General features: G+C 49.6%; 15 protein-coding genes and 2 pseudogenes. 1 reads left to right on the top strand and 16 read right to left on the bottom strand.

The window, feature by feature from the left end:
• Window position 1 precedes the first annotated feature (1 nt).
• The 16 genes and pseudogenes from BACFIN_RS16905 to BACFIN_RS16970 form a co-directional block, all read right to left on the bottom strand.
• Window positions 2-475 carry a hypothetical protein gene (locus tag BACFIN_RS16905; RefSeq protein ID WP_007748922.1) on the bottom strand — a complete coding sequence of 158 codons (474 nt, stop codon included), beginning with the start codon at window positions 473-475 and terminating at the stop codon, window positions 2-4.
• Window positions 476-478: 3 nt separating this feature from the next.
• Entirely contained in the window at window positions 479-1,351 is an 873-nt protein-coding gene (gene traN / locus BACFIN_RS16910; protein WP_007748916.1) for a conjugative transposon protein TraN, read from the bottom strand.
• A gap of 135 nt (window positions 1,352-1,486) precedes the next feature.
• Complete coding sequence (locus tag BACFIN_RS16915) at window positions 1,487-2,722, bottom strand: conjugative transposon protein TraM (protein WP_032839216.1); 1,236 nt, start codon at window positions 2,720-2,722, stop codon at window positions 1,487-1,489.
• Entirely contained in the window at window positions 2,722-3,213 is a 492-nt protein-coding gene (locus BACFIN_RS16920) for a hypothetical protein (RefSeq protein ID WP_007748898.1), read from the bottom strand. Before BACFIN_RS16920 ends, BACFIN_RS16915 begins: the two co-directional genes overlap by 1 nt.
• A gap of 37 nt (window positions 3,214-3,250) precedes the next feature.
• The gene (gene traK, locus BACFIN_RS16925) at window positions 3,251-3,847 is read right to left on the bottom strand and encodes a conjugative transposon protein TraK (RefSeq protein ID WP_005938437.1); all 597 of its coding nucleotides are present in this window, start codon (window positions 3,845-3,847) and stop codon (window positions 3,251-3,253) included.
• Window positions 3,848-3,865: 18 nt separating this feature from the next.
• Window positions 3,866-5,015, bottom strand: a pseudogene (locus tag BACFIN_RS20470) (hypothetical protein).
• Between the two features lie 60 nt (window positions 5,016-5,075).
• On the bottom strand, window positions 5,076-5,717 hold the full coding sequence (locus BACFIN_RS16930; protein ID WP_007748888.1) for a DUF5045 domain-containing protein: 642 nt from the start codon (window positions 5,715-5,717) through the stop codon (window positions 5,076-5,078).
• Window positions 5,718-5,742: 25 nt separating this feature from the next.
• Window positions 5,743-6,441 (bottom strand): hypothetical protein, encoded by a 699-nt coding sequence (locus BACFIN_RS16935; protein WP_007748876.1) that lies wholly within the window; start codon window positions 6,439-6,441, stop codon window positions 5,743-5,745.
• Window positions 6,442-6,455: 14 nt separating this feature from the next.
• Window positions 6,456-7,193: a hypothetical protein gene (locus tag BACFIN_RS16940; RefSeq protein WP_007748866.1), complete on the bottom strand. Its 738-nt coding sequence runs from the start codon at window positions 7,191-7,193 to the stop codon at window positions 6,456-6,458.
• A complete protein-coding gene (locus BACFIN_RS16945; RefSeq protein WP_262479220.1) occupies window positions 7,181-7,693 on the bottom strand; it encodes a TraG/VirB4 family ATPase in 513 nt (170 codons plus the stop codon). The genes BACFIN_RS16940 and BACFIN_RS16945 overlap by 13 nt, the downstream gene beginning before the upstream one ends.
• Before the next feature lie 92 nt (window positions 7,694-7,785).
• Complete coding sequence (locus tag BACFIN_RS16950) at window positions 7,786-9,597, bottom strand: reverse transcriptase/maturase family protein (RefSeq protein WP_004318718.1); 1,812 nt, start codon at window positions 9,595-9,597, stop codon at window positions 7,786-7,788.
• A 573-nt stretch (window positions 9,598-10,170) separates the two neighbouring features.
• A pseudogene (locus BACFIN_RS0219400) lies at window positions 10,171-12,369 on the bottom strand (TraG/VirB4 family ATPase); the annotation flags it as partial.
• Window positions 12,370-12,475: 106 nt separating this feature from the next.
• On the bottom strand, window positions 12,476-12,772 hold the full coding sequence (locus BACFIN_RS16955; RefSeq protein WP_007748855.1) for a DUF4133 domain-containing protein: 297 nt from the start codon (window positions 12,770-12,772) through the stop codon (window positions 12,476-12,478).
• 12 nt (window positions 12,773-12,784) lie between these two features.
• Window positions 12,785-13,150, bottom strand: coding sequence for a DUF4134 domain-containing protein (locus BACFIN_RS16960; protein ID WP_007748853.1), 366 nt, complete (start codon window positions 13,148-13,150; stop codon window positions 12,785-12,787).
• A gap of 80 nt (window positions 13,151-13,230) precedes the next feature.
• The gene (locus BACFIN_RS16965; RefSeq protein WP_007748852.1) at window positions 13,231-13,557 is read right to left on the bottom strand and encodes a DUF4134 domain-containing protein; all 327 of its coding nucleotides are present in this window, start codon (window positions 13,555-13,557) and stop codon (window positions 13,231-13,233) included.
• 1 nt (window position 13,558) lies between these two features.
• Window positions 13,559-14,005, bottom strand: a complete 447-nt coding sequence (locus tag BACFIN_RS16970; protein WP_007748849.1) for a hypothetical protein — start codon at window positions 14,003-14,005, stop codon at window positions 13,559-13,561.
• Between the two features lie 303 nt (window positions 14,006-14,308).
• Here BACFIN_RS16970 and BACFIN_RS0219390 point away from each other — a divergent pair, with 303 nt between their 5' ends.
• Complete coding sequence (locus BACFIN_RS0219390; RefSeq protein WP_032839162.1) at window positions 14,309-15,964, top strand: IS1182 family transposase; 1,656 nt, start codon at window positions 14,309-14,311, stop codon at window positions 15,962-15,964.
• Window positions 15,965-16,034 lie beyond the last annotated feature (70 nt).

Raw genomic sequence — 16,034 nt, 5'->3', positions numbered from 1 at the left:
ATTAGATGGGTACCTTGATACCAATGAGCAAACCGTTGCGGAAGGTATCTCCATGTAGGAAGTTGACGTTGTTCTTCTGGATCAGCGAAAACTCCCAGCCGTTCTGAAAGACATAGCTGTATTCAAAGCCGGCTTCCACACCGAGGAAGAACTTCTTCTGGGTGGCACCGAACTGAGGACCCAATCGGAAGCGGAGCATGCCGTTCTTGTAACGAACCAGTCGCTGCTTATAGACCAATCCGCCATCCCAATAGTAGCCCTTCCAAAATCGGCAACAGGTGGGTTTCTGCCAATGATTCCCCACTTCACCATAGATTTCTACGGCATTGCCATAGCTCAACGGATACTCGTAACCAATCATCGCATTCAAGGTATTCGGAAACAGGAAACCGACATTCAACGTGAGTTTCTTGTCCTGTGCGGATGCCGAAAGCACCGCAAACGCACATACTAAAACAAATAAGATTTTCTTCATAACTTAGCGGTAAATATAGTAATACGGATAACAAGAGGAATTATTCAGAATGTCCGAATCAAAGCCATCGGCATTGAGGATGTCTTCGTATTCAATGGTGAGCGCAATGACACGGCCACTGATTTGGTTCTCTGAGATTTCCAGACGGAGCACCTTTTCATCCGGGAAGGTCAGCTTCTCAATCACCAGCACATTGCGGTAATTCTTCTTGAACTTCTTGACCGGATTCAACGAATAAACCGGTGTCAGTTCTATGGTCTGCGAGTTGGTAGCTTTGGTTTCTTTCTTGTCCGTCAGCTTCACGCGAAGTTCCTCAATGTCGTAGGCAATCTTCGTCTTGTTTTGTAACGAATAATCAATAAAGAAGTAGTCGCCGATGGTATAGATGTTATTGACTATGGCCTTCATGCCATGGGCGTTAGATACCACCTGGTTGTACTTGCGTTTGCTGCCATACACCGCCCACGCATAGCGTACCATTTCGGCCTTGGGCATCGACACCTCGGGGTTGATATAGGACTGGGTATCGCTGTAGGCCACTTCAAAGATGGAGGCTGCCATGCTGGGATAATGGGTATAAACCACATCATACTGAGCGATATGGCGCTCTCCAATCAGGGTGATGGTGCCCAGCAACTCATTCTCGTCAAAGGAAGTTTTGATGGAGTCTGGCTCCAGATAGGGCTTGATGCGCACCATATTGTCGGCGCACTGGTTGCCCATAATCTTGGTGGTAGAGATGTCCACCAACTTGATGTTTTCGGGCATGACGATGTGGGTAGTTACCTCACTGTTCACGTAGATCTTTTCCTTGGCTGCAGCCTGTACGACAATACCGAGAAGACCGAAGAAGAGTAAAAATAATTTCGCTTTCATATTAGGTAATTTTTATGATTTACTGATTTGATTATTTGCTGATTGCGTTACTTGTAAACTTGCTTACTCTATTACTTGTAACCTTACTTACTCTGTGATTAGTAAGATAGTTTACCTATTTTCATTCTAGACCTTTTACCTTGCTTCCTCCGAGTTAATCAGATACACAATCGTGTTGTACTTGATTTTTGCCTTGTTCTTGCGGATGTTGGACGAAATGGCCGAAGAAGCTGAGTTATAGACGTTTTGCAAGGCTTGCAGTGCCAGAGCTTCACCTGAGATGCCGGAACCGTAGCCATCTTCCGATTGGAAGTTTATGTTTTGCTGCACGGCACTGGAGCTGGCATCCTTCACGAACTCACGGAAAGAACTTTCCGGTACATAGAACCCTTCCATGCCGTCATTATCGAACACCGAAAGCTTCACGTTGATGAACTTGTCACCGACCAGAATGCTGGTAATGGTGGCCTTCACACGCTGCTGTCCAAAGCCAGTCACTGTTCCATAGAGGTAGGTGCCTTTCTTCAACTTGGTGTTGCTGACGGTAATGTCATCCAGCAATTTGAAACGAAGTCTGGTCCCTTCCTTGGCTTTAGTGGTCTGGTCAATCATCGCCCGAATGAGTTTGGCTTCAGCTACATCATCGGGGGAAGTTACCGTATGAAACTTCTCCGCATTGGTATCACCGGACTTAATGACAAGTTTGGGGCGGTTGCGTTCTTTTTCAGCCTGACGGACCTTGGCAATGGAGTCTGCTCTTTGTTTCTGAGCCAGTTCATCCCGGTCAAAGCGCCCGATACCCAATCCGCTTTCAATGGCCTTCTGCCGTTCGTAACTTCTGCGTTGGATTTCCTCCAGGTCACGAGCGAAGTCATCTTGTGAAGTATAGCCATCGGTAGGTGCTGATGAAGCGGTTCTGCTTCCATTGTTTGACCTATTTCCTGAAGGAGCATTATCCCCGTAGGCAAAGGAGTTGATGTGTCTTCTGGATTCGGCCAACGACCTTTCCAGTTCCTCCATTTCCCGTTGTTGACGAAGCCGTTCCGCTTCCGCTGCATCCAGCTTGTTGAGTTCGTCTTCGCTGTAGCCGTGCTCCAGTTCTTCGGCTTTCTTCTGTTCTTCACCGATGGCACCGATAGCGGTGAAGGCATCTTCGTCCCCAAATCGGCGCGACATCTCATACATTTTATCTCCGGCTTCCTCCGCATTGGCTTGCGGCAGTTCCGTATTGATGCGGTCGGTGGCAATCGTCTGCTGGGCATCTTCGCCGCCCCCGAACGTCTGCATCACAAAGTACACCAGGGCACACAGGGGAATGAACACCACCAACGGGAAGATGTACTTGGGCTGTTTGAAATTGATTTTTCTGATCATGGATGGTCATTGTTTTGAAGTGATTTGACAATGGATTCCAGCCGGTTGTAACTTTGTACGATATCGATGGAATCCTGATGGCTTTTACGCGGTATCGCAATGAGCGAGTCCAGTTCCTCCCGCAGCTGTTGTCCCTCTTGGGTCAACTCCGTCAGCGTGGAACGATGTATGCTCTTGTTTGCCTGAATGGTACGGAATCCGGCAAACACGGGTTCCAACTGGGCAATGCTGCTGACATCCGGCTCACGCTTGTCTGACAAGGTCATGCTGTCGATTGCCACAGTACTTGCCAGCAAGAAAAACAGCGAACCGGTGACATAGGCAAAGGTGCGTCTGGGATGTTTCCTTGCCCAGATGTTGGCCAGACGGATGCGTCCTGCCAGGCGGTATCTGGTGCCGACGGCTCCCAGCTTGGGTTGCAGCCAGGAGCGTATCAAGTGATGCGTCTTGAGCCTGCTTTCCTGAAGTGTCTTTCTGAATGATTTCATGTATGCAATGATTTTGAATTTATTATCCGGTTATTTTTCAGTAATCGAGGTCCTTGTTCTCCAGTGTCCTCCAGTTCGTAATCATCAATCCGTGCGGATTGTTCCGGGTACGGGGGACTGATTCGATGTAGCCTGTAGTGACCATGGAGCGTTTCAGGTCCCGAGTACGGCGCTTGATGAGCTGCGTTCCGTAGTAGGTGAATTTCCGTTCATGTTCGTCGAACTGAATGGAGTCACACATGATGGTACACACCGCTGAAGAGGAGATGATGTCGGAGTAGAATCCGTTCTCATCCAATGCCTGCTTCTGTTTGAGGGCCGTACCGTCTGCCATGTACATTGCCTTGCCGACCGTCCACTTGATGTAGTCGTTATCGGGAGGCAGGTTGAAGAAATACTGATGGAAGAGCTGGATATGTGCCTTGGCTTCCATCGTGAAGTTCGCTTCCAGCTGGGCACGCTGTGCCAGGAAGGGAATGTCACCGTCCAGTATGTAAATCTGCTCCCGTTCTTTCGTCACGAGCGAGATGCAGCACCAGACGGTGAACCCGCAGATGAGGGTGCAGCCACCTATCGTGGCCAGCACCGTCATCAGGGCGAGTTTCGTTTTCTGTGCTAAGGATTCTATAAGCATAGGGAATGGTTTGAGTGATTACTTCTTGTTGTTGCTGTTCTTGGATTTGCCCGGTCTGACCAGAGAAGCGGCACCGCTGGCTGCAGAGCCGACCACACTTCCTGCCATACCTCCTGCCATCGCTGTCATGCCCATCACGGTACTGCCGGCTGCTGAACCTGCACCGGAGCTGACACCGCCCGGAATCAGCCAGGAAGCCACTTCGGGCACAAAGCGGATGATATAGGCACCCACCAGCATCCCCATGGCATACATACAGTTGGAACCGATACCCTGCAGTCCCAGTGCACCAATCTGTTCCCAGGAGTTTACCGAACCGTGAAGCAGGTGGTTGTAAGCTATGAGGTCCTGCTGCAGGTTATAGAGCAGAATGAAGTCGATGTAGTAGATGCACATATAGGTGACGAAGCCCCACAACGAGAGGGAAAGGAACTTCGACATCCACTGGCTCCAGGCCGAATTCCAGGGCGGTGCCAGGGACAGGGCGAACATGATGGGACAGAAAATCATCAGGATGGCCATAAAGATGCGCTGCGCCACCAGAATGCCGTAGTAGGACATCTGGAATATCAGTTCCCCCACAAAACGGATGACATCGTTGATCCATTCGCTCATCTTGGTTTCAGCCGCCACCGCTGCCCGCTGCGCATAGTTGTTGATGGTGTTGCCCAGATTCTCCACGTTGTAGATGAGCTTGTCCCACCAGGCAGCATCCTGTCCGATGGCGGCTACCTGCTGGGCGGTGGAAATGGAGTCCTGTACCTCCCGCAAGTGGTCGAGGTATTCACTCTGTTTCTGTGCCACCTTCAGTTCGAAAGCGGCCACCTCCTTGTTCTTGGCTTTTGCCATGGCCTTGGTAGCGGTTTCCAGTCCTTTGCCGGGGAACCTGCAGGGCCTGACAGATCCACGAGGAAGAAGAGATACAGATGGAAATGCCGATGATGCGCAGGAGTTTCATCACGTCCATACCGCGCCGTCCGAGCATCATCATCCAGCATTCGTAGGAGCCTACACAGAGCGCCAGCAACAGGCCGAGGATGCGTGCCAGTCCGATGGCATCACCCAGCACCGCCACATTGGGAAAGGTTTCCATGGCGACCAGCAGCTTGTCCAGACTCTCGTCAATGGCAGGCAATCCGATGGTTAATGGTACTAACAGTAGATTCATAATCTGTTACATTTATCTTTGTTATTACTTCTTTAATACTATTCATTATGTAATCATTTATCAATAATGTGTGGAAGCCACCGCACAGAGGTTGGCGGTCCGTTTGACCAGTTCCTCCATCTTCTGCCGGGCTTCCTCGTAAGCCTTCTGCCGTTTGGCATTCTCCAGTCCGTAACCGACTCCCATCTTGTGGATGTAGGCGATGTCGGCACAGAGGATTTCATTCTGACGGCTCAATTCGTCCACCTGGTACTGGAGCTTGCCCTTGCTTTGCTGCATGCAGTAGAGCAGTCCGTCGGTGATACAGTCCTGCATCCGGTTGAACTCGTCCTTGTAGGAAGGAAACATCAGATCCACGTTGCGGTCTGCCTCGCGGAGCAGTTCCTCCTGATAGAGTTCCTCCATCTTCTTGCGCTCTTCCTCCACCTTCTTGATTTTCTGCCGCTGGGTCTCTTCCGCCGTTACCCGGGTGGGCATGATGCGTTTCACGTTGGACTTATGCTCCTTGAAGCGCACCCGGAATCCGGATTGGAATCCTGCCCACTTCCAGTACATTTCTGCACCCGAGTATTTCTTGTGCAGCAGGAAGTAGTACCAGTCCGGTGCGAAGTCCCAGGGACCGTTCTCCATGGACTGCCACTGCCGGGCCTTTTCCTTGTCCTTGGTCGGACGCTGGGCATGCAGACCGGAAGCCACCGTCATGCCCAGCAAGCAGAGTAATAAAATTCTATACCGCATATCCTTTGTTCCATTGATTGATGACACGATTTGCTATCTCGTCCTTCACGTTGGAGTTGAGTATTTCCCAGATGTAGTCGGGCTTCCAGCCGCAGTCGGTGATGAGAAAGCAGTAGAGGTTCGCATTGTCCACGATGTAGCGGGCCTTGTCGATGGTGGCTTTGAGCGTCATCACCAGGTTCAGCTTCTCGTCCATGGAAGCCTTCATCAGGTTGATGCCCGAAGCGGCCACGGAAGCGTAGAGCTTGTAGCAGTGCTTCACTTCCCGGGCTATCGCCACGTTGGCATCGGCATAATACCATCCCACAAAGGGCTTCTTCTTGACATGCTTGAAGGTGTTGGAGGTAAAGTCCTTGTACTCCTTGACCAGCATGTAGAGCGAATTGGCGGTGGAGGAAATGGCTCCGGCCAGCACCAGGTAGGAATGGGCATTGCTCATCTTGGTGTTCAGCGTGGTCCGCACCTCGTTGAACTTGTTGGCGCCTTTCGTCACCAGCGACTGTTCCCCGAAACTGGTGGCCACTCTGCCCAGTGCCTGGTCCTCGTCCTTCTTGATGCACTTGTGCAGGGCTATCAGCGCTTCAATGGTCGGCAGGTCCTTGGGTATGACCACAGCGGTGGCCGTACCCGGCACCAGAAGAAATAGCATCAAACAGACTGCGCCCAATTTCTTTTTCCAGTGTTCCATAGCTTTTTCATCTTTTAGTTAGCAGCCACCAGTCCGTTCCAGTCCGATACCAGTCCGTCCACATGGTTTTTCATGGTGACAATGTTGGCCCATCCCTCGGGGTCGATGGCAAAGCAGAGGTCATTCAGCGTGGCATACTGTGCCATGAGCATCATGCCGTCCACCTTGTAGCGGATCTCATTCAGGTGGGTGTAGATGGAGTTGGCCAGCGACATCCGTTCGTAGCGGTCGAGCATGTTGTAGCCGTCGCTCTTCTTCTCGGCAGTGCCTTCTCCCTTGAGCGGATTGGGAATCCTCGCATTGTTCACGATGTTTACGAAGTTGCCCACCAGCTGCTGTGTTTCCATCACCAGCCCTCCCAATTCCGTCAGACAGTAGAGCTGGTTGGTGAACTTCGCCTTGCTGACCGTCTTTATCAGTTCCGGTACATTCCGGATGATGTCGAAGGCACAACTGCCGATTTCCTTGTAGTACAGACTCTCCGTGCCGAAACCGGAGATGTTCTGCATTGACAGTTTGTAGAGTTCCTTCATCGTGGCCATGCTGACCGAATAGAGTTCCACCTTCTGCTGCTTGGCAGCGATAGTGTCCAGCCGGGCATTGTGCTGTTCCTCGATGAGTTTCTGGGCGGCAAGGTTGGACGACACGATTTTGATGCAGTTCTTGTCCACAACGATGCGCCATCCGGCATACATTTGCGTTGAAGCGGCAAGCATCAGTACCGCCATCAACAGGAATCTTAACTTGACCATAATGACATGACTTTTTGATGTTGATTGACTTTTCTGGCAAATTCCAGATACTTATGCCCGCCGTCCCGTTTGCGGTCTGCCTCTATGTGCGTGATGGCTTCCTGCATGGTTCCGTAGTGGGCCAGATAGAGTTTGAGGGCTTCCTTCTCCGTACGTTCGGTAGTGTAAGCCCAGTAGCATTCCGGTGCTTCCTCCACACCGTACACATCCGAGTATTGTCCCCGGCATATCCAGACTTCCTTGAAATAGCTGCGTCCTTCCCGGTTGTTCAGGGCATTGATGGTAAATATCTGCTGCCTCTGGATGGGGGTCAGTCCCAAGATGGCGGCAATGTCCTCGTAGCGGTCCTTGAACTTGGTCTGGTCGAGCAGTATTTTCACGTCGGAGTTGTTGATGATGGCTTCCTTCACGATGGGCGAATCTATCACATCGTTCAGCTCCTGGGTAACGACACCTGCTATGCCGTGGAACTTTCTGACCGTTTTGTGTAGGCTAAGCACCCAGCGCCTTATCATATTTCTATGGTAGGTTTCCAAATGCTCGCCCCCGAACCGGACTTACACCTCTCAGCGTATCCGGCTCTCCACTAATTTCAGTCTATCTTTCCGTCATGTATCTTCTTGTGACAACTCCTGCACACGGCAATCGTCTTGCGTTTACGGGCAATCATGTGTCGTTCCCAGCTTTCCTTTCCCTGCAAGTTCTTTAGTTTCCTTACATGGTGCATAACAAGGTCGTCTGTCGCTCCACATAATTCACACTCACGGGCTTTCAGCCTTTCAACAAGGCTTGTCCGCCCCGCAGTATAAATTGTTCGTGGCATAATGTCACATTCCGATTTATAGGTGGGCTTCTTTCGTTTGAAGCCACCGTCGTAAAAGTATCTTTCCTTTACACCAGTTTTAGTCATGTGCGTTACGATAAACCTACCGTTCTTACGATATTTCTTGTTTACCTTACGTGTTCGGCACTTATATTTGCCTGCAAACGTTTTGTACATGCTGTATTCCATGATGTACTTGAAATTATTCAAGGCATGGGCGCAGTTGTTGGCTATGGAGTAGTAATTATAGAACCCCACGATTTCCCGATTATAACTATCAAGGATTTCAAGGTCGTCATTGAATATCAGTCCCGATTTACATTTCGGTTTCCATATTTCCTTTCCGTTACGGTTTGTCAGTTCCAATACTCCCCAATCGAAAAGTTTTTTACGGACTGTTTCCGTACTGACATTCAAGCAGACCCTTTTACCATAGGTTCTTCTCAATCTACCCCGTTTATCCCGTCTTTGGTCATTGGACTTTCTTACAGTGATTTCATATCCGAGAAACTTGGCCGGTCTTTCCGTGTGAGTGACAAGTGTCTTTTCATCGGACAGCTCCAATGCCAGTCTGTCAGCAAGGAAGTTTTTAATATCTTCTTTTATCTGTTGCGCATCCTGCTTGCTTCCGATAATTCCCACAAGAAAATCATCTGCATATCTTGCATATTTCATTCTTCTGTAATCGGCATCCATTTCTTCGCCGTTGGGATATTTAGCCCGTCCTTGTTCTATTGCTTTCAGTTCAAGGATTAGCTTTGTCCTTTGCCTTTCGTCTTTTACGAACTTCAATCTTCGCACAATACGTTTTCTTGCATTGCCAAAGTCCATACTTTCTCTACTGAATTTTCGTTTCTTCCCTTTGTCGAATTTGGCTGTGTATTCCTTTATATACTTATCCAGCTTGTCAAGGTATATATTAGCCAATATCGGGCTGATGATACCCCCTTGCGGTGTGCCACTGTAAGTATTGTGGAATTGCCAGTCTTCGATATATCCCGCTTTCATAAACTTGCGTATCAATCGGATGAAGCGTTCATCCGCAATACGCTCCAAGAGAATGTTTATCAATACATCATGGTTTATATTATCAAAGAAGCCTTTTATGTCTCCCTCCACAAACCATTTTGCACCATTAAACTCCTTTTGGATATGAGTTAATGCAGTATGGCAGCTTCGATTGGGACGGAAACCATGCGAGGTGTATTCAAAATTTCCCTCGTATATGGCTTCCAGTACCATTCTTACTACTTCTTGTATCAACTTGTCATTGAAAGTCGGCACGCCAAGAGGTCTTTTCTTACCGTTTTTCTTCGGTATGTACACCCTCTTTGACGGTTGGGGCTGGTACGTTTCATCTTTTAACGTATCAATCAACTTTTCAATTCGTTTCAGGCTCATGTTGTCAATGGTCTGACCGTCTGAACCTTTAGTCATGTTACCCTCTTTAGCGTAGATACGCTGATAGGCAACGTAGAACATTTCCTCATTGAACAAAATTCTGTAAAGACGTTCAAACTTATAGCTTGCATCCTTACTGTGTTCTGATAGACTGTTTAATACTCTTTCTGGACTTCTCATAATGTCTCTCACATTTTCCGTTAATTGTATTAATAATTAGCTGCTTCCCTTCGCCATGTACAAGGCGTTACCTTGCTCAAACTACTATGGAAGCTCCGTTACCACTCCGAATTTTCATAGGTCGAACCTAATAGCCTTTCGGCACTTCGGGATAGGTAATCCCCGTTTATTACATCGTAACTGTTGGCATGATAGATTGTCGGATACGACTTCCGTCCTTTACTCGCTTACTGCGGTTGTGTCGTGATAAGTTCTTGCTACCTTCATTCCTATACACTGAAGTAGTATCACGATATGGCGATTGATAGTTACCTTACGCCATAGCCTCAAGGGGGACCATTCGGACTATCGTTCAATCAATTCGGACTTTATCCTCATATCTATCTTTTCATCTCGCCATTCAGTCGCAGTTTGGTAACTAACTGACTTATGACTTTTCCGACATGCTACACTCCCTGCTCGGTTAAGTTTTCCCGAAACAGATAAGTCGGCTGATGATAGGTCATTTTCAAAGAACACTTTCCTAATCTCTTGCCAAAGAGATATTTACGATGCAACCTTTACGGGCGCACACATGAACTTGATGTACTCGGCCATGAGCGGGCTGGCAATGGCCTTCCACGCTTCCTCGATGACCAGTACCTTCCGGTTCTTCTTGATACGCATCTTCTGCAGGAACACGTCCATGATAATCAGCGTGACAAGAGGGAAAAGAAGAGGGTCGTCCTTGATACTGTCGATTTCGAAGACGATGAACGTCTCGTCGAACAGCGAACTGTCCATGTTCTCGTTCAGTGTCTTGTCATGGTTGCCGCCCCGGTAGAAGTCCTTCATCATGTAGCGGTACGTCGAGATGTCGATGCCCGTTATGCGGTTCTCGTCACAGATGTCGGGAATGCGCTGCACGGAAAACTCATAGAACGAGTTGAACGACAGCCCGTCCACTTTCAGCTCCTTACGGCGGTGTTCCATTTCGTCGATCATGCGTTCGATACGACCGGCACGCTGCGCCTCGTTTTCCTCCTGCCTCCCGCTGCGGTTGCGGTCGTCGATAACGAGGCTCTTGCGCAAGTCCTCGCGCTGCATGGGCGTGAAGCCGTCGAAACCGTTGAAGTAGGTGTCGTAATACTCCGTGATGACCTGCTCTATCAGCCGGTCCTCTGTCTTCGTGACCGTACCCTGCGAGCCTTTCCATATCAGCAGCACGAGGTTCTTGAGGAAACCGGTTTTCTCCACGTTCAGCTCCGCGCGATTGATGCGGAAAGGGTTCATCGTGATAGGCTTCTCTTCGGTATAGCTGATATATTTGCCGCCCAGGTACTCGCAAAGCCCCTCGTAACTGTTACCCGTATCGACCATCACCACGTCCGTGCCCTGCTCGTACAACTGGCGCACGACCGAGTTCATATGAAAACTCTTGCCGCTGCCCGAAGGCCCTAAACAGAAAAAATTACTGTTGTCAGTCAGCTTGTTCTTTCCCTCTTTTCCCGTGATGTCGATAGCCACAGGCACGCCCTGGCGGTCGGTATAGTAGATTTTCAGCGGGGTCTCCTCGCTGTGTTGTATGCGCTCCTTGTATGTCAGGCACATGGCCGCGTCGGCAAGTGTCAGGAAGCGGTCGTACTCCTCGTTCATGCTGTAGCAGTTGCCCGGGAACGAACTCACGAACAGTTCCAGTTGGTTATAGGCGTGCTTGCTGATATGGATGCCCATGCGCCCGAAAGAGTTTTCCAGATGGTTCGTGCATTTTTGCAGGTCGGTACCGGCGGGCACGGCGACGACCAGGTTGAAGTGGGTGTACACGAGCTGGCGGCTTTCGCGGGCAATGACTTCCTGCACCCGTTTGATGTCCTCGACGGCCATCTGGTTGCCCGGGTTGGGGATGCTCGCGTGCCGGTTTTTCTTTTTGTCCAGCAGGGCCAACTCCCGCTTCTGGTTGGGCAGGAAGATGATCTGGTTATAGACCACCGTCTCCGCGTTCGGAATGTTGTCGATGACCGACACGATATCGACCGGCATTTCCGTGTTGTTGACCTCGATGTTGGTATATGGGCGTATCAGCGAGGGCAGCGCGGCGTAGTCCACGTCCACGATACTGTATATCTTGCAGCGTTTGTCACCCATCGAGACGGTTTCATCGTCCGCCTTGAAGTTGGTCATCGACACGATGCGGTCTTTGAAATTCATGGCGAAATAGCGGTCCACGTACTCGCTCGCCTCCGCCTTGTTCAGGAACTTCACCTGCACGCCGCCGTCCCGTAACTGGTCGTGTACCTTGCGTACCTTCACGAGGAAGTCGCGCCATTGCTTGCCGTCATAGGAGAACAGCCGGCTTTTCCTCGCCTCTTGGGTGATGGTCAGGTAACACACGCTGTCCGTGTAATTACGCCCCTTGAAATAGCGGAAATAAGCGGACGAGAGAAATTCGTGCTTGTCGCCCGTCCCGCTCTCGAACTGTTTGCGCGTGAAGATGTCCTGCTTGTGGATGGCGTAGCCTTCGCCCAGAGTCTGCGCGAGGGCGGTAAAAAGGTGCGTGTACTCGTAGTAGCTGTCGATGTCCGCGCAGTATTTCTGCACGGGATTCTCGATTTTCAGGATGGCGGAATATTCCCCGTTCTTGGTGTACAGCACGCCCATGCCCTTCGTCTCTTCCATGGAGAAATAGATGTCCTGGAAGATACGTTTGCGCTTGCCGCCCGTGCCGAAGGCATAGACCGATACCGCCATGCCGACGCACAGGGCTATAAAGATTAGTATGATGTACAGGGTCATTTCAAAATACATGAAAAAGGCAGATCCACCTGAACTTCAGGCGGACCTGCCCGCGTTCAACATTCAATAGGACCACACGTTGCACGTGGTGGTTTTCTTTCGCTTGTCATAGCTTCTTCGAGCGGGCATAGACATACACGCCGCGCCGGTCTTTCTTGGTATGCAGCCCTTTCCGTTGCTTGAGCATGATGAGCGCGATACCCGTCGATAAGACCGCGACCAGAACGACCAGGCCGGCAACGAAACCGGCCAGACAGTACGCGATGATGAAACCGGCAATGGCTCCACCGGCTGCACCGGCTGCCCAGTAGATGTAGCGGCCTTGAAGCCCCATCAGCTCAAGGGGACGTTGCAGCCCCTTGAACAGCGGGTAGTCCGGGTAACGCTCGTCGTTGGCTTTCATCGGCAGGAAGGTTTACGCGTTGACACCGAAGAACATCGGCAGGGCCTGGGCTGCGGCGATCAGGAAGATACACGCGCCCACTACCATCATGATTTTCTTCTTCACGTCCTGCTCCTCGTTGTTCATCGCGATGTAAACCGAGATGGCGCCCACGATAGCTACCACACCGGCGATGGCGTAACAAAGTTTCACCACAAAGGGAACATACTTGGCGATTTCTTCCGTTACCGTCGCCAGGGCGGTTGTACCGGCGGAGTAATCGCCTGCGGAGTTCTGTGCCATGGCGGCGGTCGTGCCGCACAGCAGCACCAGCATGAACATCTGCATCTTCTTCGCAGACGTCATTTTCTTCATCAGTCTTTTTGCTTTTTGAAACATGCTTTATAACATTTTTGAGTGAATATTTTTATTGTTCTTCCGGTTCCCGGACTACGGCGGCACGGCTTCATATCCCGGTCTTATACGCGGTAGCCGAAAAAGGCGGGGAATACGATTGACGCGCCGATAATGAAGAGGCACGCGCCGAAAAGGGCCACGATGGACTTGGTGATGCCGTCTTCTCCCGTATTCATCTTGATGTAGATCTGGAGCGCGGACACGATGGCCAGAATCGTGGCGACGGCGTAACAGAAGTAAAGCACGTACAGCATCATCGTTACCACGAAATCGTGCATCGAGGCCAGCGCGTCCGCACCCCAACTGTAATTCACGCTGCCGCTTTTGGCGAATGCCGGGCAAGAGAGGATGGAACATAGCGCACACAGTATATATTTCGTTCTCGGCATCTTACAACTTGTCTTTAACAGGCTTCCATTCCAATTCAGGACGGTTTTCCAGGCGGCCTTTGGAAATCATCGCCTTGTACAGGTCCTCTGCGGCAAAAGCGTCGGACAGGTAAGGGGGGCCGGCTTCCATCCGAGCCTCCGCCTTGGCTTTCAGCCGCTCGAACCGCGTCTGGGCGGCTTCTTCCTCTTCCTTGTCGCCGTCACTCGTCTCCGGTGCGGCTGCAGTCTCGGTATCCGTGTCGTATTTCTCACCCCCGACACTGAACCCGGTCTCGTTCTCCGAGACGTCGATGCTCTCTTCCGTGGTGTCCACGGGACCGAGGTCGAAAGTCTCTTCCTCCGTTTTCCCGTCTCCTTTCTTTCCATAGAGGTCACGGACGATGTTGACGGCATAGTAGATGATATATGCTACCGTCAGGGTAATGGCGAATGTAAAGTATGAACTCATCTTTTTAAGTATGATATAAACTATGATTAAATATGACCGCAAAGAAATGTATTATATCTGAAATGTGGATAATAATAGCATTCAAATCGCTGTTTTAAGTACAATATTTATCAAAAACGTCAATATCATACTTTAATATCATACTTTGATGGGTTTTCCTGGCTCGTTACGGAGGGGTGGAAACAAAAAAGGAGGTGTGTCAAAATGCACATCTCCTTTTTTATGCACAAAGCCCCGACTTTCACAAGCTAGGGCTTTGTTATTACCTAAAGAATTTGTATCTTTAAGCATACAATTTATACTATGGCAAAGATACATTTTCGTCCTTACAATCCCAACCAAACAGTGCTTTTTCCTCAAAGAATTGACGAGGATATTGCAGAGAACGATCCGGTGCGCATGGTTAACGCTCTGGTTGAGAGCCTGAATCTTGAAAGTTTCAGAAAGTTGTATAAGGAATGCGGCCGCAGCGCTTACCATCCCAGAATGATGCTCAAGGTCATTCTGTATGCCTATATGAACAACATCTACTCCTGCCGGAAAATCGAAAAGCTCCTTCACCGTGACATCCATTATATCTGGCTTGCCGGATATGAGCAACCGGATTTCATCACCATCAACCGTTTCCGCAACCGGGTGAAGAAGGAAATCAACGAGGTGTTTACCCAAACCGTACTCCTTCTCTCTTCCAAAGGCTTCATCAATCTAAATGTGGAATACATTGACGGGACAAAGATTGAATCCAAAGCCAACAAGTATACTTTCGTCTGGCGAAAAACGGTTGAGCGGAACCGTGAACGTCTGATGAAGAAGATACATGTCCTGTTGGAACAGATAGACGATGTCATCGCCCAGGAGAACTCATCGGAAAGCAATGAGAAAATAGAATTCACTCCGGCCATGCTGACTGAAATGGCGGGAGAATTGCGTCAAGCACTTGAACAGGTTCCTGAACCCTCCACGAAAGAGGAAAAGACTGCGTTGAAAAAGAAACGCAAACAGCTGAAGGAGCTGGAAGAGCACAGGGACAAGCTACAGGAATACGACAACCGTCTGGACACGCTGCAGGACAGGAACTCCTATTCCAAAACGGACAACGACGCTACTTTTATGAGAATGAAGGAGGATGCCATGCGTAACGGCCAGACAAAGCCCGGTTACAACCTCCAGATCGGCACCGAGAACCAGTTCATTACCGATTTTGCACTCTTCCCGAACCCTACGGATACACTGACCCTGATACCTTTCCTGCAATCCTTCTCAAGCAGATATGACAGGTTGGCCCATACGGTGGTGGCCGATTCCGGCTACGGTTCTGAGGAGAATTACCGCTTCATGTCAGAAAACGGTATGGAAGCCTACGTCAAGTACAACTACTTTCACATGGAGCAGCGGCCGAGGTTCAAACCGGCCCCGTTCAAGGCGGAAAACTTCTACTACAATGAAGAACATGACTTTTGCATTTGCCCCATAGGACAAAAGATGCAAAGAATAGGGACCGGACACGTGAAAACCGCATCCGGATATATCAGCGAAAATGCCAGATACAGAGCCGTCAGATGTGAAGGTTGTCCGCTAAGATGCCGATGTTTTAAAGCAAAAGGAAATAGGACGATAGAACTGAATCACAGGCTCAGAAAATATAGGCAGAATGCCAAAGAGCTGCTCTGCTCCGAGGAAGGGCTGAAACACAGAGGACAGAGATGTATAGAGCCGGAAGCCGTGTTCGGACAGATGAAATACAATATGAACTACAAACGTTTCCGCCATTTTGGAAAGGATAAGGTCTTCATGGACTTTGCCTTCTTTGCCGTTGCCTTCAATATAAAAAAGATGTGTGCAAAAATGGCTAAAGAAGGTATGGATTGGCTGATTAGACGGTTTTATGAGCTTACAGTTGCTATATTTAGATGTTGCGAACACATAAATCAAAGAAATCCTCAAAATATCGCAGCTTAAAGAAAATGAACCGAGTGGTATAGTAATGAATAAAAAAGAAGGTGCATCGTGCATTACGACACACCTCCTT

Source organism: Bacteroides finegoldii DSM 17565 (assembly GCF_000156195.1).
GTDB lineage: Bacteria > Bacteroidota > Bacteroidia > Bacteroidales > Bacteroidaceae > Bacteroides > Bacteroides finegoldii.
This window is presented reverse-complemented; position numbering and strand designations above follow the sequence as displayed.

Coding starts and splice junctions, on each gene's coding strand:
- BACFIN_RS16905 (WP_007748922.1), bottom strand. CDS start 475: ATGAAGAAAATCTTATTTGTTTTAGTATGTGCGTTTGCGGTGCTTTCG.
- traN (WP_007748916.1), bottom strand. CDS start 1,351: ATGAAAGCGAAATTATTTTTACTCTTCTTCGGTCTTCTCGGTATTGTC.
- BACFIN_RS16920 (WP_007748898.1), bottom strand. CDS start 3,213: ATGAAATCATTCAGAAAGACACTTCAGGAAAGCAGGCTCAAGACGCAT.
- traK (WP_005938437.1), bottom strand. CDS start 3,847: ATGCTTATAGAATCCTTAGCACAGAAAACGAAACTCGCCCTGATGACG.
- BACFIN_RS16930 (WP_007748888.1), bottom strand. CDS start 5,717: ATGACGGTGGCTTCCGGTCTGCATGCCCAGCGTCCGACCAAGGACAAG.
- BACFIN_RS16935 (WP_007748876.1), bottom strand. CDS start 6,441: ATGGAACACTGGAAAAAGAAATTGGGCGCAGTCTGTTTGATGCTATTT.
- BACFIN_RS16940 (WP_007748866.1), bottom strand. CDS start 7,193: ATGGTCAAGTTAAGATTCCTGTTGATGGCGGTACTGATGCTTGCCGCT.
- BACFIN_RS16950 (WP_004318718.1), bottom strand. CDS start 9,597: ATGAGAAGTCCAGAAAGAGTATTAAACAGTCTATCAGAACACAGTAAG.
- BACFIN_RS16955 (WP_007748855.1), bottom strand. CDS start 12,772: ATGAAAGCCAACGACGAGCGTTACCCGGACTACCCGCTGTTCAAGGGG.
- BACFIN_RS16960 (WP_007748853.1), bottom strand. CDS start 13,150: ATGTTTCAAAAAGCAAAAAGACTGATGAAGAAAATGACGTCTGCGAAG.
- BACFIN_RS16965 (WP_007748852.1), bottom strand. CDS start 13,557: ATGCCGAGAACGAAATATATACTGTGTGCGCTATGTTCCATCCTCTCT.
- BACFIN_RS16970 (WP_007748849.1), bottom strand. CDS start 14,005: ATGAGTTCATACTTTACATTCGCCATTACCCTGACGGTAGCATATATC.
- BACFIN_RS0219390 (WP_032839162.1), top strand. CDS start 14,309: ATGGCAAAGATACATTTTCGTCCTTACAATCCCAACCAAACAGTGCTT.